Below are 20,783 nucleotides of genomic sequence, written 5' to 3' on the forward strand. Positions count from 1 at the left end.
GTAGCCGCAGAATAGTCCGGCTTCGGGCTGTCCACGCTGATCCGGGGTGCGGCGGCACGAATTCTCGTTTGCTCCGCACCGGTGTGGCCCTCACCGGCCGCACGGGGCATGATCGGTCACCGTGTACGACGTGACGATCCGCGACGAGTCCATCCGCCTCGGACAGTTCCTGAAACTGGCCAACCTCATCGAGTCGGGGGCCGAGGCCAAAGAGGTGATCGCCGACGGTCTGGTCACCGTCAACGGTGAGGTCGAGACCCGGCGCGGCCGCCAACTGCGGGTCGGCGACGTGGTCGAGATCGGCGGCATGAGCGCCCGCGTCGTCGCCCGGTGACGACCGCGCCCGTCTCGGACACTGACGCAAGAAGGGCGGCGACCCGCTGTGCGAGTCCCCGCCCATGCTGTCCGGATGTCAGTCGTGGAGGTGTCTGGTCATGAACGGACGCCGTAGCGTCTCAGTTCGGCCGGCGTGATGAGGCGTTCGGCCTCCGCGGGAAAGTTCGGTGCGTGCGTACGACGCCCGCCGAGTCGCCCCCCGATGAGCGAATTCAGCAGTGATCCCTTGCGGGCCGTGTGAAATGTGTCAGCCAACTTCATGACCAATCACTTCCTGGTGCGATCCACATTCAATTCAACGGACTCTGACTTCGATCTACTGTAGCGACAGTTCTCGGTCACCGTCTCCGGAGTTGACGTGGCCTTCGCCACTCGCCCCTGAGTGCCCCGTCGGCGTGTGCGAGGTTCACGTCCCCGCCTCTGGGACGTGACTGCCGTTACGCACCGGCTATGTCGATGATGGCACGCCCGGCGTTACATCCCGGGTAGCGACGCGACCTCTACCAGCATCAATGGTATTCCGCCGGCGCCGCGTCGTATGCCGTCCATTCGGACCACATGTGGCTTCGGACGCCCTGCACGCAGGGGTCCGGCACCGGCGCGGGATCTGGTGGGCGCCCGCCCGATCCAGTAGGTTCACGTGCAACTTCACTGATCTACACCGAAAGGTGGCGCCGCCTTGTCCGACGTCGATGACCTCTTGTCCCGCCTCCCCTACGACTCGCTTGCCGCGCAACTCGGCGTCGACGAGGAGTCCGCCCGCGCCGCCGCCGGACAGGCGGTCCCCGCCCTGCTCGCCGGCCTGCAGGCGCAGACCGCCGACCACGCCGCGGCGCAGAAGCTCGTCGGTGCCCTCGCGCAGCACGACAACGACCTCGCGGCCGGGGCGATCAAGGTCGACGACGTCGACACCGCCGACGGCTCGAAGATCGTCGCGCACATCTTCGGCGAGAAGACCCCGGAGGTCGCGGGCGCGGTCAGCGACCGGGTCCCGGCCGCCGCGATCGACCAGGACGTCGTCCAGAAGCTGCTCCCGATCCTCGCCCCGATCGTGCTGAGCTACCTGACCAAGAAGATTCTCGGCGGGGTCGGCAGCGGTGCCGCCCCGGGCCAGGGCGGCACGGGCGGCCTGGGCGACCTGCTCGGCAACGTGCTCGGCGGCGGGAACAGCGGCGGTGCCGCCGGCGGGCTCGGCGACCTGCTCGGGGGAATGCTCGGCGGCGCGGCCGGAGGCGGCGCCAAGCAGGGCGGCGGCGACCTCCTCGGTGGCATCCTCGGTTCGATCCTGGGCGGCAAGAAGTAGCCTCACCGGCCATGGACAACAGCTCCCGCACACCGATCGGTGTGCGGGAGCTGTTGTCCATGGGTATCACCCCGGCGTCCTTCACCGCCTCCGTGTGGAGTGGTGCCGAGGCCAGGCGGTCTCGTCCGACGGCTCAGGGGCCGGCGGGTCGGGATCCGGCGGCTCGGGGTCCGGCGGCTCAGGCCAGCCCGGCGAGATACCGGTTCGCCCACTGCACGGCGGTCACGCCGGGCTTCACCTCGAAGTCGGCGTAGCTCGAGTGCGAGCCGGACTGCAGGAAGCGGTTGAACGAGATGATCTGCTCGCGGGCCCGCTTGTTGCCGAGCTCCTCGACGATCTTGCCGGGGCCGCCGAGGGTGAGCAGCTCGCCGACGATCACCGCCGCCTCCCTCTGGTACTGCAGGATCTGGCTGGGCGTCGGGTCGCTGGTCTCGGCCAGGTAGCCGGCGATCCGGGTGATGTAGTGGTCGCGCGGGACGTTGCAGTAGACGTCGTTCGGCTCGCAGATGCTGAACGACCTCGGCCGCAGCCAGCCCATGCCGTCGAGGCGGGCGCCACCGCTGCCCTGGCCCGCCAGACGCGGTCCGATCAGGTTGTCGCGGTGCGAGCGACGCGGGTCGGCGAACAACACCACACCCGCGACCTGACCGGGCCGGATCGCGGCCCGGCCGGTGCCGATCTCGGACGCGAGGTCGCCCGCGGCATCGGCGCCCTGGCTGTATCCGGTCAGGGCGATCTTGGTGCCCGGACAGCGGCGCAGCATCTTCAGCGCGAGGCCGCGGGTGTTGGCGACCGCCTGCGCCTTGGACTTGCCGTAGATCGCCTTCTCCCACGGGAACGCGGTGGCGTCATAGCCGACGTACCGGACCTCGGTCTCGGGACCGAGTCCGGCGGTCACATCCGCGAGGAAGCCCGGGTTCACACCGTTGGCCCAGGTGCCCGGCACGGCCAGGACGTACAGCTTCGGACAGTCCGCAGGCGCCGCCTCGGCGCGCGAGGTCGTCAGTCCGAACCCTCCCAGGACCGCACACGTCAGTGCGCACAGGATGGCGAGGATTCGACGCATCGGCTCTCCCTTCGAGAACTGGTGGTGGCTTGTCGACTCGACCGGCGGGATCGCGCCGGCGACAACAGGGGTGAGTCTAAGAGCGGATCGGTCCGTCTGTGTAGTCGACCTGTGTGGTCGACCGGGACGGGCGCCTGCCAGGAGGCGACGGGGCGGATGTGGCCGCCGGGTGAGGCGATGCCGCAAAACCGAACTCCCGCCGACCGGAGCGGTACGGCGGGAGTTCGGGTGGATCTGCGGATCGGAGCCGGGTCACATCAGCGCCGGATCAGATCAGCGCCGGATCAGATCAGCGCTGGGCGACCGTGGTCGGCTCGATCGGCGCCGGCAGGAACGAGCCACCGGTCAGGTACTCGTCGACCGCGGCGGCGGCCGAGCGGCCCTCGGCGATCGCCCACACGATCAGCGACTGGCCGCGGCCGGCGTCGCCGGCGACGAACACACCCGGCAGGCCGACGGCCGCGAAGTTGTCGTCGCGCTTGACGTTGCCGCGTGCATCGTAGGTGACGCCGAGCTTGTCGAGCAGGTCCCCGCGCTCCGGGCCGACGAAGCCCATGGCGAGCAGGACCAGGTCGCACTCGAGCTCGAAGTCGGTGCCCTCGACCTTCTCGAACCGACCGTCGCGCATGACGACCTCGTGCGCCTTGAGCGCCTTGACCTTGCCGTTCTCGTCGCCGATGAACTTCTCGGTGTTCACCGAGTAGACGCGCTCGCCGCCCTCCTCGTGGGCCGAGGAGACGCGGAACATCAGCGGGTAGGTCGGCCACGGCGTCGACTCGGCGCGCTCGATCGGCGGCTTCGGCATGATCTCGAACTGGTGCACGCTCTCGGCGCCCTGGCGCAGCGAGGTGCCCAGGCAGTCGGCGCCGGTGTCGCCGCCACCGATGATGACGACCTTCTTGCCCTTGGCCGTGATCTGGTTCTCGACGGTGTCGCCGAGCTGGACCCGGTTGGCCTGGGGAAGGAACTCCATCGCCTGGTGGATGCCGTCGAGCTCGCGGCCCGGGATCGGCAGGTCGCGACCGATGGTCGAACCGTTGGCGAGGACGACCGCGTCGAAGTCGGCGCGCAGCTGCTCGACGGTGATGTCGACACCCACGTTGACACCGGTCTTGAAGACGGTGCCCTCGGCCTCCATCTGCGACAGACGGCGGTCGATGTGGCGCTTTTCCATCTTGAACTCGGGGATGCCGTAGCGCAGCAGACCGCCGATGCGGTCGGCGCGCTCGAACACGGTCACGTCGTGACCGGCCCGGGTGAGCTGCTGGGCGGCGGCCAGCCCGGCCGGGCCCGAACCGACGACCGCGACCTTCTTGCCGGTCTTCTTCGACGGCATGACCGGGGTGACCCAGCCGTTGTCGAAGGCGTTGTCGATCAGCTCGACCTCGACCTGCTTGATGGTCACCGCGGGCTGGTTGATGCCGAGCACGCACGACGCCTCACACGGAGCCGGGCACAGGCGACCGGTGAACTCCGGGAAGTTGTTGGTCGCGTGCAACCGCTCGATGCCGTCGCGCCAGCGGTCCTTGTAGACCAGGTCGTTCCACTCGGGGATCAGGTTCCCCAGCGGACAGCCGTTGTGGCAGAACGGGATACCGCAGTCCATACAGCGGCTGGCCTGGGTCTGCAGGTGCGACCGGTCGAAGTCGGTGTAGACCTCTTTCCAGTCCATCAGGCGCAGCTCGACCGGACGACGGTCGGGCAGCTCCCGCTCAGGGTGCTTCAGGAATCCTCTGGGGTCAGCCACGTGCGGCCTCCATGATCGCTTCGTTCACGTCTCGCCCGGTCTTCTCCGCTTCGGAGATGGCCAGCAGCACGCGCTTGTAGTCCCGCGGCATGACCTTGGCGAACTTGGTCTGGGCAGTGTCCCAATCGGCCAGCAGCGCTGCGGCGACCGGGGATTCGGTCTCGGCGCGGTGCTCGTCGATGATCGCGGCGAGGAACTCGACGTCGGAGTCCTCGAGCGGCTCGAGATCCACCAGCTCGGTGTTGAGGTTGGCGGCCAGCTTCTGCTCCGGGTCGTACACGTAGGCGATACCGCCCGACATGCCCGCGGCGAAGTTGCGGCCGGTGTCACCGAGCACGACGACGCGGCCACCGGTCATGTACTCGCAGCCGTGGTCGCCAACGCCCTCGACGACCGCCGTCACGCCCGAGTTGCGGACGCAGAAGCGCTCACCGACGATGCCGCGCAGGAAGATCTTGCCCGACGTCGCACCGAAGCCGATGACGTTGCCGGCGATGATGTTCCGCTCCGCGACGAAGTCCTCCGGGGCGTTGCGCGCCGGACGGACGACGATGCGCCCACCCGACAGGCCCTTGCCGACGAAGTCGTTGGCGTCGCCCTCGAGGCGCAGCGTGATGCCCTTCGGGACGAAGGCGCCGAAGCTGTTGCCCGCCGAACCGGTGAAGTCGATGATGATCGTCCCGTCCGGGAGACCCTGGGCGCCATAGGTCTTGGTGACCTCGTGGCCCAGCATCGTGCCGACCGTGCGGTTGACGTTGGTGATCTTCGACGTGAAGGACACGCGGGTCCCGTGGTCGATCGCCTCGCGCGCCTGGGCGATGAGCTGCTGGTCGAGCGCCTTGTCCAGCGAGTGGTCCTGGACGCCCGAGCAGTACAGGTCCTGGTTCATGAACGGCGATTCCGGCATGGTCAGGATCGTCGACAGGTCGAGCTTGCCGGCCTTCTCGTTCTTCCAGTGCGCGATCGCCTTGGAGGTGTCGAGGGCCTCGACGTGGCCGACGGCCTCCTGCAGCGTGCGGAAACCGAGGCGCGCCAGCAGTTCCCGAACCTCTTCGGCGATGAACATGAAGAAGTTCTCGACGAACTCCGGCTTGCCCGAGAAGCGCTCGCGCAGCAGCGGGTTCTGGGTCGCGATGCCGACCGGGCAGGTGTCGAGGTGGCAGACACGCATCATGATGCAGCCCGAGACCACCAGCGGCGCGGTCGCGAAACCGAACTCCTCGCCGCCGAGCAGGGCGGCGATGACCACGTCGCGGCCGGTCTTCATCTGGCCGTCGACCTGGACCACGATGCGATCGCGAAGGCCGTTGAGCAGCAGGGTCTGCTGGGTCTCGGCCAGGCCGATCTCCCACGGCGCGCCGGCGTGCTTCAGCGACGTCAGCGGCGACGCGCCGGTGCCACCGTCGTGGCCCGAGATGAGCACCACGTCGGCGTGTGCCTTCGACACACCCGCGGCGACGGTGCCCACGCCGACCTCGGAGACGAGCTTGACGTGGATGCGCGCCTTCGGGTTCGCGTTCTTCAGGTCGTGGATCAGCTGCGCGAGATCCTCGATCGAGTAGATGTCGTGGTGCGGCGGCGGCGAGATGAGGCCGACGCCCGGCGTCGAGCCGCGCACCTCGGCGACCCACGGGTACACCTTGTGCGGCGGCAGCTGGCCACCCTCACCGGGCTTGGCGCCCTGCGCCATCTTGATCTGGATGTCGGTGCAGTTGCTCAGGTAGTGCGAGGTGACGCCGAAGCGTCCCGACGCGACCTGCTTGATCGCGCTGCGACGCCAGTCGCCGTTCTCGTCGTGGTGGAAACGACGCGGATCCTCGCCGCCCTCACCGGAGTTCGAGCGGCCGCCGAGGCGGTTCATGGCGATGGCGAGCGTCTCGTGCGCCTCGGCCGAGATGGAGCCGAAGCTCATCGCGCCGGTCGAGAACCGCTTGACGATCTCGCTGGCCGGCTCGACCTTCTCGATCGGGATCGGGTCGCGATCGCCGAAGTTGAAGTCGAACAGGCCGCGCAGCGTGCCCAGACGGCGCGACTGGTCGTCGACCATCTTGGTGTACTCCTTGAACACCTTGTACTGGCCGGTGCGCGTGGAGTGCTGCAGCTTGAAGACCGTGTCCGGGTTGAACAGGTGGTACTCGCCCTCGCGGCGCCACTGGTACTCGCCGCCGACCTCGAGCTCGCGGTGTGCCCGCTCGCTGCGACGGTCGTTGAAGGCCAGGGCGTGACGCTTGGCGACGTCGGCGGCGATCTCGTCGAGACCGATGCCGTCGAGCTGGCTGTTCAGGCCGGTGAAGAACTCGTCGACGAGCTCCTGCGACAGGCCGATGACCTGGAAGAGCTGCGCGCCGGTGTAGGAGGCGATGGTCGAGATGCCCATCTTGCTCATCACCTTGAGCACGCCCTTGCTGGCGGCCTTTATGTAGTTCTTCTTCGCGGTCGCGAAGTCGATGTCGCCGAGCACGCCCCGCTCGATCATGTCCTCGATGGTCTCGAAGGCCATGTACGGGTTGACCGCGGCCGCGCCGAAGCCGACCAGGGTCGCGACATGGTGGACCTCGCGGCAGTCGCCGGACTCGACGATCAGGCCGGCGCGGGTGCGCTTGCGCTCCCGGACCAGGTGATGGTGCACCGCCGCGGTCAGCAGCAGCGACGGGATCGGCGCCAGGGTCTCGTCGGACTCACGGTCGCTCAGGATGATCAGGTTCGCGCCGTCGTCGATGGCGGCGCTCGCCTTGGCCCGGATCTCGTCGAGGGCCTTGCGCAGGCCCGCCCCGCCCTCGGCCACCGGGTAGAGGCCATGGATGTGGACGCTGCGGAAGTGCGGCAGCTTGTCGTTGTCGTTGATCTCGACCAGCTTGGCCAGGGTGTCGTTGTCGATCACCGGCTGCGGCAGCGCGATCTGCCGGCACGACTCGGGACCGGGGTGCAGCAGGTCGGCCTCGGCACCGATGGTCGAGCCGACGCTGGTGACGACCTCCTCGCGGATGGCGTCCAGCGGTGGGTTGGTGACCTGCGCGAACAACTGCTGGAAGTAGTCGAACAGCATCCGCGGGCGCTTCGACAGCACCGCGATCGGGGTATCGGTGCCCATCGAGCCGAGCGCCTCGGCGCCGGTCTTGGCCATCGGCGCGATGAGGAGGTTCAGCTCCTCCTGCGTGTAACCGAAGACCTGCTGGCGCAAGGTGACCCGCTCGTGCGGCATGTGGATGTGCGGCTTGGCCTCGATGTCGTCGACCGCGACCATGCCCTGCTCGAGCCACTCCGCGTACGGGTGCTCGGCGGCCAGCTCGTCCTTGATCTCCTCGTCGTCGACGATGCGGCCCGCCGCGGTGTCGACGAGGAACATGCGGCCCGGCTGCAGGCGCATCTTCTGCACGACCTCGGAGTGGTCGATGTCGAGGACGCCGACCTCGGACGCCATGACGACCAGGCCGTCCTTGGTGACCCAGATGCGCGACGGACGCAAACCGTTGCGGTCGAGCACGGCGCCGACGACGGTGCCGTCGGTGAAGCACACCGACGCCGGTCCGTCCCACGGCTCCATGAGCGCCGAGTGGTACTCGTAGAACGCCTTGTGCTCGGGCTTCATCGACTCATGACGCTCCCAGGCCTCCGGGATCATCATCAGCACGGCGTGCGGGAGGCTGCGGCCACCGAGGTGGAGCAGCTCGAGCACCTCGTCGAAGCGCGCGGTGTCCGACGCACCCGGGGTGCAGACCGGGAAGATCTTCGACGCGGCGTCGGCACCGAAGACATCGGTGTCGATGAGCGCCTCGCGTGCGCGCATCCAGTTCTCGTTGCCGGTGACGGTGTTGATCTCACCGTTGTGGGCGACCCGGCGGAACGGGTGCGCCAGCGGCCACGAGGGGAAGGTGTTGGTGGAGAAGCGCGAGTGGACCAGGCCCAGCGCGCTCTCGACGCGCGAGTCCTGCAGGTCCACGTAGAACTCCCGCAGCTGCGGGGTCGTCAGCATGCCCTTGTAGACGAAGGTGCGGCCCGACAGGGACGGGAAGTACACGGTCTCGCGACCCGGGCCGTCGGCGCCGGCGCCCTTGTTGCCGAGCTCGTACTGGACGCGCTTGCGCACGACGTAGGCGCGGCGCTCGAGCTCCATGCCCTCGGCGCCGCCGATGAAGACCTGGCGGAACGTCGGCATCGCGTCGCGGGCGAGCGCGCCGAGCGAGGTCTCGTTGGTCGGGACCTCACGCCAGCCGAGCAGCGTCAGACCCTCGGACTCGATGACCTTCTCGACACCCTCGCAGGCCTGACGTGCGTCCTCGGAACCCTGCGGAAGGAAGGCGATGCCGGTGGCGTAGCTGCCCTCCGGCGGGAGTTCGAAGTCGACCGTCTCCCGGAAGAAACGGTCGGGAACCTGGATCATGATGCCCGCGCCGTCGCCGGTGTTCGGCTCGGCGCCCGCGGCACCACGGTGCTCGAGGTTGACCAGGGCCATGATCGCCTTGTCGACGATGTCGCGACTGCGTCGTCCGTACATGTCAACCACGAACGCCACGCCACACGAGTCGTGCTCGTTGCGCGGGTCGTAGAGACCAACCGGTCCCGGAGCCTGCTTCATATTCGCCTCACTCTGCGTGCGGAGGGTGCACGCACTACCCGTCGTCGATGTCTGGGGGTTCACTCGGCCATGCACGCCGCGGACCTCGCTGTCCGCTGACGGTCGTCGTCTCCGCCCCTCGTGGGGGCTGACCTGGGCGGAACGACCACACAGGCGGTGTCCCCGTCAGCGCCGTTGCTGACAGTCCCTTCGGGCCGCATCGTCGGGGCCCGAACTCATGCTCGTCGGCGGCTTGCGCGCAGCACTGCAGAGGCGCCCGCGGGCAACCGTAAGAGCATTGTGGGCCATTTTTCCACGTAAAGGGTCCAGTCTCGAAATCCGGCTAGCACAAGCGCGACGATTCTGCACGTCAAGGCGAAATCGGGCGAGTGGCCGAGTTCACCCGAGGGCCCGCCGATGCGTGAGGATTTCGCCTCCTGCGTGTAACGCGGCAGCGACCGCCGACCGGGCGCCGGTCGCGGTCGGGTCGCGGTCGGGTCGCGGACGGGGTTTCGGCGCGCGAAAAGGGGCACATCGGGCATCGGCGGCCACTACCGTCGGAGTGATGAGCGTCACCTCGATGGCCGGCGGTGCGCCCGCCGGTGTTCCGGACCCACCACCGGGGAGAGACCTGCCGTTCGGGCCACTCGGTGTCGACCCCCACGGTTCCCTGCGTTCTCGGGCGGTGAACGCCTACCTCGCCCGCGTGACGTGGCCGATGATGGTGGCCGCCGGCCGCAGTCACCCGCGCGTGACCGCGCAGATGATCCAGCGGACCCGGCCCGGTTTCAACCGCACCATCGCGAGCCTCAACCCGCCGCCCCGCGCGACGCGCGTCCGCACCGTGCGCGCGTCCTTCCGCGGTGGACAGGTGCGCGGCGAATGGGTGATCGGGAGGCGGGCACCCGAGCCGCGACCCGGCTCCCGTGTCATCTACTACCTGCACGGCAGCGGATACGTACTGTGCTCGCCGGCGACCCATCGCGGCCTGGTCGCGCGGATGGGCAACCTGACCGAACTCCCCGCGTTCAGCCTCGACTACCGCCTCGCGCCCGAGTATCCGTGGCCGTGCGCGGGCAACGACGCGATCCGCGGCTACCGCTGGTTGCTCGAACAGGGCCATCGAGCCGAGGACATCGTCGTCGCCGGGGATTCCGCCGGCGGCCACCTGGCTCTGGACCTCCTGCACGTCAACCACCGCACCGGGACTCCGCAACCGGGCTCGATGGTGTTGTTCTCCCCGCTCTGGGACCCCAGCTTCGACCTGGCCGTGGAAAACCAGCGCAGCGGCGTCCGCGACCCGATCATCAACGCGATCTCGGCACGAAAGATCCTGCGCCTCTACACTCGTACCGCCGACCCGGACCACCCGCGCATGCGGATCCGGTTGCACCCCGAGATGACGCTGCCGAAGACGCTCATCCAGTACGGCGCACTGGAGGTCATGAGTGCCGACGCCCGCGCGGTCCACGACGAGATCGTTTCTGCCGGAGGGGTTTCGGTGATCCAGGCGTGGCCGGATCAGGGACACGTCTTCCAGCTGATGCCGAGGCTGTCGTCGGAGGCGCGCCACGCGGTCGAGACGGCGGCGCGGTTCATCGAGGTGACCGCACCCGGCGGCTGACCCCGACACGCGTCGACCTCGCTTCGCCCGATCGTCACCACCCGCCGGCCATCGCGTGGGGCGAGGAGGACATCACCGCGGGTCGAGCAGACGTACGGCTTGCGACCAGCCGCGCCGAAACAGCCCTGACCAGCGACGAAACCGCCGTATCCTGAGCCGATGGACTCCCTCGTGACCGCGGTCGTCGTCGACGATCACCCCTTCTTCCGGGACGGGGTGTCGCGGGGTCTCACGCAGAGCGGACGCATCCGGGTGGTCGGTGAGGCGGCCGACGGCACCTCGGGCCTGGAGCTGATCCGGCGCGAGAGACCCGACGTCGCGGTCGTGGACCATCAGATGCCGGGCATGACCGGCGTCGACCTCGCCCACGCGGTCACCCGAGACCGGTTGCCGACGCGGGTGTTGCTGCTGTCGGCGATCACCGACGGGCCGATCGTGTTCCGCGCACTCCAGGAAGGTGCTGCGGGGTATCTGCCCAAGGACTCCGACCGCGACGAGATCGTCGGCGCCGTGACGCGGGTGGCCAAGGGCGAGACCGTGGTTCCGGAGGCGCTGGCAGCGGGTCTGGCCGGCGAGATCCGGGCCCGGACGCAGTCCGACGCACCGTCGCTGAGCGAGCGGGAGCGGCAGGTTCTCGCGGGTTTCGCTCGCGGGCAGTCGATCCCGCAGATTGCGGCCGAGCTGTACATTGGTGCGGCGACGGTGAAGACCCACACCCAGAGGTTGTACGAGAAGCTCGGCGTCTCGGACCGGGCCGCGGCGGTGGCGGAGGCGATGCGTCGTGGTCTTCTCGAATAACCGCGTGATGCGCAACTCCGACCTCGAGATCGCCGGTCTCACCGTCTATCTCGGCTTCGGGAGGTTCGCCGACGAGCCGCGCATCCACCGCATCCTGGTGGAGCACGCCGTGCGCGGCATCCGGATCCAGGCCCTGCTGCGGCTGTTCCTCGCCGCCTTCGTCCTGGCGACCGTCGGCCTCGATCCGCCCGATTCGGCGAAGGTCCTCAGCGTCGCCACCGGCATCGCGTACGCCGCATGGTGCGTCCTCGGATGCTGGATCGTGCTCCGTCACGAGCCGTTCGCGGTGCGCTGGTCGTGGATCGGGCTGCCGATCGACCTACTGCTGATGACGATCCTCGCGGTGATCGCGAGCATGTCGAACGACGTCAGCTGGACCACGAATGCGCTGATCACCGGCTTCGCGCTGGTCCCGATGATCGCGGCGGTGTCCCTGCAGCCGCGGCTGTGCGCGATCGTCGTCACCGCGACCGTCGTGGTCTACGCGGTGTCGAACGCCCTGGCCCGGGCGGCGAACGACGAACCGTGGTCGGTGGTGGTGCTGCGGGTGCTGGTGGTGGCGGCCCTCGCGGTCGGGGCGATCCTGCTCGCGCAGTTGAACCGCTCGAGGGTGACCACCATCGGTTCCCTGGCCGCCGAACGCGCACGGCTGCTCGACGCGACGATGGAGATCGAGGAGCGTGAGCGCGGCAACCTCGCCGACAGCCTTCACGACGGCGCGCTGCAGTACATCCTCGCGGCGCGGCAAGAGCTTGCGACGCTGCGGGATTCGGCCGACGAGGTGACCCTCGACCGGGTCGACGGCGCACTGCGCGACTCGGCGCGCCTGCTGCGCACGACGCTGAGCGAGTTGCATCCCGCGGTGCTCGAACAGGCCGGCCTCGCCGTCGCCCTCACCGACCTCGCGTCGTCGTATGGCAGCCGGGCCGGCGCACCGACGATCACCGTCGACACCGCCGCCTGGCCACCGGAGCTGCGCACCACCGCCGATTCCCTGCTCTTCGCCGCCGCCCGTGAATTCCTGACCAACGTGGTGAAGCACGCCGAGGCCGACAACGCCGAGATCACCGCCGAATTCGACGACGGGGTGGCGCGGTTGGTCGTCGTCGACGACGGGATCGGCCTGCCCGACGACGAGAACGTCGACGACCTCATGCACCGGCGCCGGTCCACCGGGCACATCGGGCTGGCCTCGCGCCGGGTCCGCATCGAGGGTCTCGGCGGCACGATGACACTGGAGAACCGGCCCACCGGTGGGCTGGCCGCCGTCGTGGAGTTGCCGGCGCGGGAGCTGTGAGGTCGCCTGTGGATTCTCTGCGTCCCTGACAGACCCCTCGGAGCACGCTCACCACCGGATTCGTCGAGGTCCCGGGCCTCCACCCCGCTTCCGGGGGCGCCGTGCGGGGGCGGTTTCCGTCGTCCATATCCACCGATCGGTGGATGTGCGATTCCACCGGTGGATCAGCTCATCGGCGGAATCCCGCGGAGGCGTATTCCGAGGAGAGTCATGGGTGTCACCGGAACTGCCCGGAACACCAAGTCCCCCAGAGAGAATCGGAGAACACCATGAAGATCGCATCCCGCCTCGCCCTCGGAACCATCGGCGTCCTCGGCGTCGCCGGCCTCGCCTTCGGAGCCGCCGGAGCGGCGCGCGCCGGCACCATGCCGATCGTCCGGCCCGGCGAGCCCACCATCGCGATGACGATCACCAACCACACCAACCAGCCCGAGTACCTGATCGGTTCCCACACGTCCGGCGGTCAGTGGGTCAACGCCCCGGCGAAGATCCTGTACCCCGGCGCCTCCCAGACCATCACGGCCGCGGCGCCGCTCTCGAACCATCTCGACATCAACGCCACCTACCGGATCGGCAACAACGGTCCCATCGCCAAGTACCAGGTGAACAACCGGCACAACGGGATCAACACCGCGCTGACCGGGGTCTCGGGTCATCACGCCGAGCGGTACTGGATCGATTCCAAGATCGACACCGGCTTCCCCCAGGCCAATGTCTGTTTCCACCAGTGGTGAGCGGAGGACGCCTGCTGACCACCGGAAAGCGGGCCCGCGACCTCGTCGAGGTCGCGGGCCCGTGAGGTCTACGAAGCGATCAGCGGCCGGGGAGGACGTTCTCCAGCGAGCCGAAGGCGGCCCCGGCGCCGGTGGCCGCGAAGTTGGTGGTGCAGCCGTTGAACGAGATGTTGTCGACGTTCACCTTGCCGGCCGTGCCGACGGGCTGGCTCGAGACGCCGTAGTGGTTGATGACGGTCTTGTGGTCGCCACTGTTGGCCGCGGCCGTCAGTTCGGCGAGGGTCGCCTTCGCGCCACGCGGGATGCCCGGGAGTTCACGGGTGGCCCACCACTCGTTCGAGCTCGTGGCATCGGCCGTGGTCGCACCCTCCGGTGCGCTCCACACCAGCGTCGCGAACCCGTCGCCGGAATCGGTGTTCGCGCCGGTCACGCGGATCTGCCAGTTCGCCTGGCCCTCACCCTTGTCGAAGGTGAGCGGGTTGTCGCCGGCGACCAGGTCGGCCAGCGGGAGCTCACCGGCTGCGTGGTACGACGCCTGGCGCGGGGTCTGCTGGGTGGTCACGAATTGCAGAGAACCGTCGGAGTCCTTCACATTCGTCGCCGAGAGTCGGCCCTCCTGGCCCTGCTCATCCGGGAACGGATTTCCCCATCCCGCGGCATCGACCGGCGTCGACACCTTTGCGCAATTCGATTCCGACACCGGCGCGGCCGAGGCAAATGCGGGCGCGATGAACGATGCGGCGCCGAGAGCTGCACCAACGGTGGTCACGCGAATGAGATTACGGTTCATACGAATTCCTGCCTCCAAGTGTTTTTCAGATAATCGGACTTTCGCGAACGTAACAAAGGAAAATGAAAGGTTCCACCCCCCGGGTGGAACACATCACACTATTCAATTTCCGCAAATTCGGCAGAAGTGGACAAAACCCACTCGATATATCCATTGAAATGCTCCAGGGAATGCGCCCTCACCAGCGCCTGCGTCGACATGTCGTCATCCACGTCCCACATGGGGGTGTTCTCCGGGGAGTTTTCCACGTGCAGGACGGGATCAGGCCCGCGACCGGGGCGGTCGCGGGCCTGATGGGTGATGTCGCCCGGTGTCAGCTGATGTCCGCACCCCGACGCGGCGGACAGGCATCCAGCCAGGCGTTCTCCGCCTCGTCGAACACCCTCGAACGGGACAGGAACCGGACGCCTTCGGGCGCCTCGAGGCTGAATCCCGCCCCGCGGCCCTTCACGACGTCGAGGATCAGTTGGGTGTGCTTCCACAGCTCGAACTGGTCGCCGTTGATCCAGACCCGCACTGCCGGAAGCGGTTCGGGGAGTTCGATCTCGCCGACGAGGACGTCGCGCTGGCCGACCCGGTACTCCCCCACCGGATAGCACATCGGCGCCGAGCCGTCACAGCACCCACCGGACTGGTGGATCATGAGTCCGCCGTGCAGCTCCGACAATTTCGTCAGGAGCCGCACGGCGGCGTCTGTGGCGACCACCCGATCAGGAGCGTTCTGTTCGGTGGTCATCTGTTGTCACCTTCTTCTCGGTCGAGTCAGGTCCTCCCGCAACCGAAAGTACTCGGCTGATCCGGACGGAGTCCCGGATCAGAAGAAACCCCGATCCGGACGGAGTCCCCGATCAGAAGAAACCCCGATCCGGACGGAGTCCCCGATCAGAAGAAACCCCGATCCGGACGGAGTCCCGGATCAGAAGAAACCCCGATCCGGACGGAGTCCCCGATCAGAAGAATCCTTTCGCGCTCTGCGCGTATCCGACCAGCAGGTTCTTGGTCTGCTGGTAGTGCTCGAGCATCATCAGGTGGTTCTCGCGACCGATGCCGGACTGCTTGTAGCCGCCGAAGGCCGCGTGTGCCGGGTAGTCGTGGTAGGTGTTGGTCCACACACGACCGGCCTGGATCTCACGACCCGCGCGGTACGCGGTGGCGCCGTCGCGGCTCCACACACCGGCGCCGAGACCGTAGAGGGTGTCGTTGGCGATGTGCATGGCGTCGGCGAAGTCCTTGAAGGTGGTGACCGCGAGGACCGGGCCGAAGATCTCCTCCTGGAAGATGCGCATCTTGTTGCTGCCCTGGAACACGGTCGGCTTGATGTAGTAGCCGCCGGACAGGTCGCCGCCGAGGTCCGCCGGCTCGCCGCCGGTGAGGACCTTGGCGCCCTCCTCCTTCCCGATGGCCAGGTAGGACGAGATCTTCTCGAACTGGTCGTTCGACGCCTGGGCGCCCATCATGGTGTCCGTGTCGAGCGGGTTGCCCTGCTTGATCTTCGACACGCGGTCGATGGCCTTGGCGATGAACTCGTCGTAGATGTCCTGCTGGATGAGCGCGCGGCTCGGACAGGTGCACACCTCGCCCTGGTTGAGCGCGAACATCGAGAAGCCCTCGAGCGCACGGTCGAGGAAGCCGTCGTCGGCCGCCATGACGTCGTTGAAGAAGATGTTCGGGCTCTTGCCGCCGAGCTCGAGGGTGACCGGGATCAGGTTCTCCGACGCGTACTGCATGATCAGGCGGCCGGTGGTGGTCTCACCGGTGAACGCGATCTTGCGGATGCGGTTGCTGGAGGCGAGCGGCTTGCCGGCCTCGACGCCGAAGCCGTTGACGACGTTGACCACACCCGGGGGCAGCAGGTCGCTGATCAGGCTGACCAGGTAGAGGATCGACGCCGGGGTCTGCTCGGCCGGCTTGAGGACCACCGCGTTGCCGGCGGCGAGGGCCGGGGCCAGCTTCCAGACCGCCATCAGGATCGGGAAGTTCCACGGGATGATCTGGCCGACGACGCCGAGCGGCTCGTGGAAGTGGTAGGCAACGGTGTCCTCGTCGATCTCCGAGATGCCGCCCTGCTGGGCACGCAGTGCACCCGCGAAGTAGCGGAAGTGGTCGATCGCGAGGGGGATGTCGGCGGCGAGCGTCTCCCGGACGGCCTTGCCGTTGTCCCAGGTCTCGGCGACGGCGAGCTTCTCGAGGTTCTCCTCCATGCGGTCGGCGATGCGCAGCAGCGCGAGCGAACGCTCGGCGACGGAGGTCTTGCCCCAGGCGGGTGCGGCCTTGTGCGCGGCGTCGAGGGCGAGGTCGATGTCCTCTGCGGTCGATCGCGCGACCTCGCAGAAGACCTTGCCGTCGACCGGCGAGGTGTTCTCGAAGTACTGACCCTTCACCGGCGGGGTCCACTGGCCGCCGATCCAGTTGTCGTAGCGCGACTCGTAGCTCATCACCGAGCCATCGGCACCGGGCTTTGCGTAGACGGTCATGGTCACTCCTCTGTGGGGCCTCGGGGGCCGCCTGTACATGTCACACCGGACACCCTGGTGCTCCGGTGTGATCTGTTGCACACAGTAGGAGTGCGTTGGTTGCACAAGGGTTGCAACGAATGCAACGCGCGATGACCTGGGCCTTTCAGAGCCCGTAGCGCTTGTCGAGCAACCTGATGCGACCCCCGACGACCGCGCGGTCGGGGTGACCGACGGGCAGGCGGTGTTCGAGCCGGCGCCAGGCGTCGAGGTCGTCGCGACCATGCACCGACGACGTCCACTTACGCAGCGCGGCGACGTCGCCGCTCGCGATGAGCCGCGACCGCAGGTCCTCGCGCAGCTCTTCGAAGATCTCCACGATGCCCGGGGCGGTCGACTCGGCCAGGAGCCCGCCGCGGCCCACCTCGTCGACCACGCTCGCCAGGTCGGTGCCCGATTCGATGCGGGTCCGGATGTCCTGGAGGTCCGACGACACGTCGAGCGTGAGGCGATAGGGACGGCTGGCGAGGACGTCGGCACCGAGGTCTCGCCGCAGCCGCGAGATCTCGGCCCGCACGCTGACCGGGTCGAGTCCGTCCTCGGCCAGCTTGAGCGCGAGCTGCTCGGTGTTGAGCCCTTCCGGGAAGGCCTGCAGCAGGACCAGGATCTCCGCGTGACGCGGCGACAGGGTGCGCGCGCTCGACGGGTCGGTGGTGCGCCGCCAGCGGTGCGGGCCGTCGCCGAGGACCGAGAAATGTGCCGCACTGGTGCGCGGACCGCCGAGCGAGAACACCGACGGATCGGCGAGATCAACTGCGCCCGATTGCAGTTCACAGCTGGCCGTGCAGAACCAGCTCGGCGGGGTGCGCGATCCGATCATCAACGCGGTGTCGGCACGCAAGATCCTGAGCCTCTACACCCGCACGGCCGAGGCCGACCACCCGCGCATGCGGGTCCGTCTCCGTCCCGACATGACACTGCCCAAGACGCTCATCCAGTACGGCGCCCTGGAGGTCATGGGTGCCGACGCCCGGGCCCTGCACGGCGAGATCACCTCGGCCGGAGGGCTTTCGGTCCTGCAGGCGTGGCCGGACCAGGGGCACGTCTTCCAGCTGATGCCGCGGTTGTCCTCGGAGGCGCGGCACGCGGTCGAGACCGCGGCCCGCTTCATCACGGTGACGGCGCCGGAGCGTGCCGGCGGCTGAGGCGTCCGCGCCGAAAGCCCTCTGCCCGGCAACGCGAGCCGCCGTATCCTCAGACGATGGATTCACTACTGGACAATCGCGGTATTGGTTCCGATGTCATCCGGGTACGCCGAGATGACTCCGTCGGCGTACCCGCCGCCGCGGGATGTGAGGTAGCCACCGAAGGCCAGTGCGCCGTCCGGTGTGCCCGTACTCAGATTGACGAAGACCTTTCCGTTCCAGTCGATCTCGCCCTCTGCTGCGCGGACCAGGTCGAAGCCCATTGCCGAGGACAGGACGTGGGAGAAGGTGATGTCGCTGGCGTTGATCGCCTCGGCGACGGTGTCCGCACGCCTTGCCCCCTTCGCTACCAGTGGCGCGGACTTGTCGGCTGACCTGTTCCACACGGTGACCGTGTGCCCTGCGTCGATCAGCGTGCTGGCAACCGCTGATCCCATGAGACCGGTGCCGAGAACGGATATAGTAGACATCGTGGTGTCGCCTTTCGGTCGAGTGCGGATTCTAGGTTCGGCGTGGCATGGTTGCGCAGCGATTATTCAGCGTCCCGTGTCACCGGACGTGTGTCCGTTGAGTCCACGGAGCCTTGGGTGCGTCTCCGCCCGGCGACCGCGAACGCTGCCGCCAAGACCAGTGTGGCGACCACGAACACAGAGGTCATCGCGTCTATCGGAGCCGGTGGGGGGTTGATGATTGCGCTGACTAGCAACCATGCCATCGTCAGCGCGCCCACGGTGCACGCGATGACCAGACCCGTACCTAACTTTTTCTCGCGCGCGACCAGTCTCACTGCTCCAGCGCAGATCAGGACGTAGGGAATGACCCAGAAGTACGCGACCAGCGTCGCGACGGCAGAGTAGATCGTCAGCGGCGATCCCAGGTTCAGCGCGACCATGGTCACGAGTCCCGCGAGACCGACTCCGACCGTCAGGAGAATGGCATTGACAGGACTGTGTAGACGACGATGTATTTGCGCGAACGGGATCGGCAGCAGTCCGTCTGCTGACAGTGTCGCGGCGAACCGGGAACCGTAGTTGGCGAAGCCGATGAGGGACGCGAACGTGGCGATCGCCAAGACGAGGTCCGATGCCTGTCCGATTCCCTCACCGAGGCCGGATTGCTGCGCGAGGGCTGCGGGCCCGGACATCCCTGCTTCGATGTTCGCGGAGGCCTGCATCAACCCGGGGATTTGAAGGAACGTTACGGCGAGATACGCGACGCCGAGGATCACTGGGACGCTCATCACGGCTGCGGGGACATTGCGTTTGGGATCCTTGGTTTCGGCGGCCAGGGCAGCGCAACTCTCGAGGCCGACGACAAAGGCTGCACCAATAGCGATGCCGGCAATGATGCCGCTGGTGGTCGAGCCCTGCAGTGACAACTGTTCGCCGAGATGAAGGCCCGTGTGGATAGCGCTGGCACCGGTGATCAACAGCATCAACGGCAACGACAATACGGTGAGCGAAACCGCGACGACGACTGACGTGTCCAGGCCTCTGCACGTCACCGCGATGACCACGATCGCGGACACCACGTAGATCAAGATTTGGGTACCGTGGTCCAGCCCGGAGTCGACGCCCACCGACAGGAGGAAGCTGCCTGAGTAGAGGCCGATGATCAACAGCATCGACAGAATCTGTGCAAGGTAACCAAGGAACAGGGTCGCGGCCATCAGGTAGCGCGCCCAGGGGCCGAAGACTTCGGCGATATACGAATACAGCGATCCCGTGGCGACGAACCGCTTGGCAAACGTGATCACGGCAACGCCGACGCATGTTGTCGCAACTGCCGAGATCAACGATGCCAACCAACTGCCGTTGCCGGCCGTGGCTACCAGGAGAACAGGGAAGCTGGCGATCGCCACGGCAGGGATGAACGACGCCAGAGCGAGCGAGATGATCTGAGTTCGACTTAGATGCCCTTCATCAAGACTGGGGAGTTCGATCTCGCCAGTGACGGCAGATGCCGGTTTATCAATCATTGCTGGATTCCTCTTGGTCGGTTCGGCATGAGGATGACCTTCTGGTGACCGCCCTCATGTCCTTCCGTCGAACGTGAGCTGAGTCACTGACTGGGACATTCGGTCAAGTTAGTTGCCCAAGCCGAATGTGTCAACGCTCGACCGAGTCGCTTCGTTGCGGTCCCGGCCAACTCGTACCTGTACGGCCATCTTGTTCAATCGATCAAGTCGTTGGCTCAAGTAATTGGACGTGTTCTTCGAGTGCGATGTCAACGTCACCGAATCCCCGGTTACACGCTGTTGACCTGCAGGCACCGGTGTTACGTTGATGTTTCCCAACGTCCTGATCAGGGAAGGCATGCCCGTGCCGGGCTCGCCTGACTGGATCCCGCAACGCGACGACTAGGGATTGAGACCCGCGACCTGACCCACGTGGCATGTCCCCCGTGAACCGGTCCGGGTGGTTCTAGAGCCCTGATTGCCCTGTTGAGGGCGAAGAAGGGACGATAGGGATCATGGCGGGACGTAAGCGTCACTCGGCGGAGGACATCGTGCGCAAGTTGCGTCGGGCCGACGAGTTGGCGGCGCAGGGTAAGACCGGTGAGGAGATCGCGGCCGAGCTCGAGGTGTCGGCGGCGACGTTGTACAACTGGCGCCGTCAGTACGGTGGCATGGACGGCGATGCCGCGAAGGAACTCAAAGAGCTACGCGAGCAGAACAGCCGCCTTAACCTCGATCCACCGATGGGGAGGCTTGCTGAGTTGGCGTCGTAACGCAGAAATGCCCCTCTGACCAGGAAGAATAGAGCTTGTCTAAGGTCCTATTTCCCGAGTCTGAGAGGCATCTCGTAGGTGCAATTCAAGCATGCTCCCGTTGCCGTGTCGGCTGTGTTCGATGATCCGAATCTCGTGTCGGTCG

At 67.3% G+C, this 20,783-nt stretch carries 16 protein-coding genes and 1 pseudogene; 8 read left to right on the forward strand and 9 right to left on the reverse strand.

Going from position 1 to position 20,783, the window contains the following annotated elements; genetic code table 11:
- Positions 1-121 precede the first annotated feature (121 nt).
- Positions 122-334, forward strand: coding sequence for an RNA-binding S4 domain-containing protein (locus tag ABFT43_RS15500; RefSeq protein ID WP_347961226.1), 213 nt, complete (start codon positions 122-124; stop codon positions 332-334).
- A 681-nt stretch (positions 335-1,015) separates the two neighbouring features.
- Positions 1,016-1,639 (forward strand): DUF937 domain-containing protein, encoded by a 624-nt coding sequence (locus tag ABFT43_RS15505; protein ID WP_347961227.1) that lies wholly within the window; start codon positions 1,016-1,018, stop codon positions 1,637-1,639.
- 178 nt (positions 1,640-1,817) lie between these two features.
- Here ABFT43_RS15505 and ABFT43_RS15510 read toward each other — a convergent pair whose 3' ends face one another.
- The 3 genes from ABFT43_RS15510 to gltB form a co-directional block, all read right to left on the reverse strand.
- Positions 1,818-2,705 (reverse strand): cutinase family protein, encoded by an 888-nt coding sequence (locus ABFT43_RS15510; RefSeq protein ID WP_347961228.1) that lies wholly within the window; start codon positions 2,703-2,705, stop codon positions 1,818-1,820.
- Positions 2,706-2,994: 289 nt separating this feature from the next.
- Entirely contained in the window at positions 2,995-4,452 is a 1,458-nt protein-coding gene (locus ABFT43_RS15515) for a glutamate synthase subunit beta (protein ID WP_347961229.1), read from the reverse strand.
- The gene (gltB, locus tag ABFT43_RS15520) at positions 4,445-9,028 is read right to left on the reverse strand and encodes a glutamate synthase large subunit (protein ID WP_347961230.1); all 4,584 of its coding nucleotides are present in this window, start codon (positions 9,026-9,028) and stop codon (positions 4,445-4,447) included. The genes ABFT43_RS15515 and gltB overlap by 8 nt, the downstream gene beginning before the upstream one ends.
- Before the next feature lie 544 nt (positions 9,029-9,572).
- Between gltB and ABFT43_RS15525 the strand changes: the two genes are divergently transcribed.
- The 4 genes from ABFT43_RS15525 (at position 9,573) to ABFT43_RS15540 (ending at position 13,460) form a co-directional block, all read left to right on the forward strand.
- Positions 9,573-10,631, forward strand: coding sequence for an alpha/beta hydrolase (locus ABFT43_RS15525; RefSeq protein WP_347961231.1), 1,059 nt, complete (start codon positions 9,573-9,575; stop codon positions 10,629-10,631).
- A 159-nt stretch (positions 10,632-10,790) separates the two neighbouring features.
- Complete coding sequence (locus ABFT43_RS15530) at positions 10,791-11,429, forward strand: response regulator transcription factor (RefSeq protein WP_347961232.1); 639 nt, start codon at positions 10,791-10,793, stop codon at positions 11,427-11,429.
- A 7-nt stretch (positions 11,430-11,436) separates the two neighbouring features.
- Positions 11,437-12,726: a sensor histidine kinase gene (locus ABFT43_RS15535; RefSeq protein ID WP_347961257.1), complete on the forward strand. Its 1,290-nt coding sequence runs from the start codon at positions 11,437-11,439 to the stop codon at positions 12,724-12,726.
- 269 nt (positions 12,727-12,995) lie between these two features.
- Positions 12,996-13,460, forward strand: coding sequence for a hypothetical protein (locus ABFT43_RS15540; RefSeq protein WP_347961233.1), 465 nt, complete (start codon positions 12,996-12,998; stop codon positions 13,458-13,460).
- A 79-nt stretch (positions 13,461-13,539) separates the two neighbouring features.
- Here ABFT43_RS15540 and ABFT43_RS15545 read toward each other — a convergent pair whose 3' ends face one another.
- From ABFT43_RS15545 to ABFT43_RS15560, 4 genes and pseudogenes are all read right to left on the reverse strand, one after another.
- On the reverse strand, positions 13,540-14,229 hold the full coding sequence (locus ABFT43_RS15545; protein ID WP_457590162.1) for a hypothetical protein: 690 nt from the start codon (positions 14,227-14,229) through the stop codon (positions 13,540-13,542).
- Positions 14,230-14,563: 334 nt separating this feature from the next.
- The gene (locus ABFT43_RS15550; RefSeq protein WP_347961235.1) at positions 14,564-14,986 is read right to left on the reverse strand and encodes a DUF779 domain-containing protein; all 423 of its coding nucleotides are present in this window, start codon (positions 14,984-14,986) and stop codon (positions 14,564-14,566) included.
- Positions 14,987-15,200: 214 nt separating this feature from the next.
- Positions 15,201-16,724 carry an acetaldehyde dehydrogenase ExaC gene (gene exaC / locus ABFT43_RS15555; RefSeq protein WP_347961236.1) on the reverse strand — a complete coding sequence of 508 codons (1,524 nt, stop codon included), beginning with the start codon at positions 16,722-16,724 and terminating at the stop codon, positions 15,201-15,203.
- A 145-nt stretch (positions 16,725-16,869) separates the two neighbouring features.
- Positions 16,870-17,535, reverse strand: a pseudogene (locus tag ABFT43_RS15560) (transcriptional regulator); the annotation flags it as partial.
- A gap of 55 nt (positions 17,536-17,590) precedes the next feature.
- Here ABFT43_RS15560 and ABFT43_RS15565 point away from each other — a divergent pair.
- Positions 17,591-17,908 (forward strand): alpha/beta hydrolase fold domain-containing protein, encoded by a 318-nt coding sequence (locus tag ABFT43_RS15565; protein ID WP_457590163.1) that lies wholly within the window; start codon positions 17,591-17,593, stop codon positions 17,906-17,908.
- Between the two features lie 65 nt (positions 17,909-17,973).
- Here ABFT43_RS15565 and ABFT43_RS15570 read toward each other — a convergent pair whose 3' ends face one another.
- Together ABFT43_RS15570 and ABFT43_RS15575 are read right to left on the reverse strand one after the other, a co-directional pair.
- Positions 17,974-18,378, reverse strand: coding sequence for an NAD(P)-binding domain-containing protein (locus ABFT43_RS15570; protein WP_347961237.1), 405 nt, complete (start codon positions 18,376-18,378; stop codon positions 17,974-17,976).
- 62 nt (positions 18,379-18,440) lie between these two features.
- Positions 18,441-19,886, reverse strand: coding sequence for an APC family permease (locus ABFT43_RS15575; RefSeq protein ID WP_347961238.1), 1,446 nt, complete (start codon positions 19,884-19,886; stop codon positions 18,441-18,443).
- Between the two features lie 494 nt (positions 19,887-20,380).
- Between ABFT43_RS15575 and ABFT43_RS15580 the strand changes: the two genes are divergently transcribed.
- On the forward strand, positions 20,381-20,638 hold the full coding sequence (locus ABFT43_RS15580) for a transposase (protein WP_347961239.1): 258 nt from the start codon (positions 20,381-20,383) through the stop codon (positions 20,636-20,638).
- Positions 20,639-20,783: the final 145 nt, after the last annotated feature.

This window comes from Gordonia aurantiaca, from assembly GCF_039939235.1.
Classification (GTDB): Bacteria; Actinomycetota; Actinomycetes; order Mycobacteriales; family Mycobacteriaceae; genus Gordonia.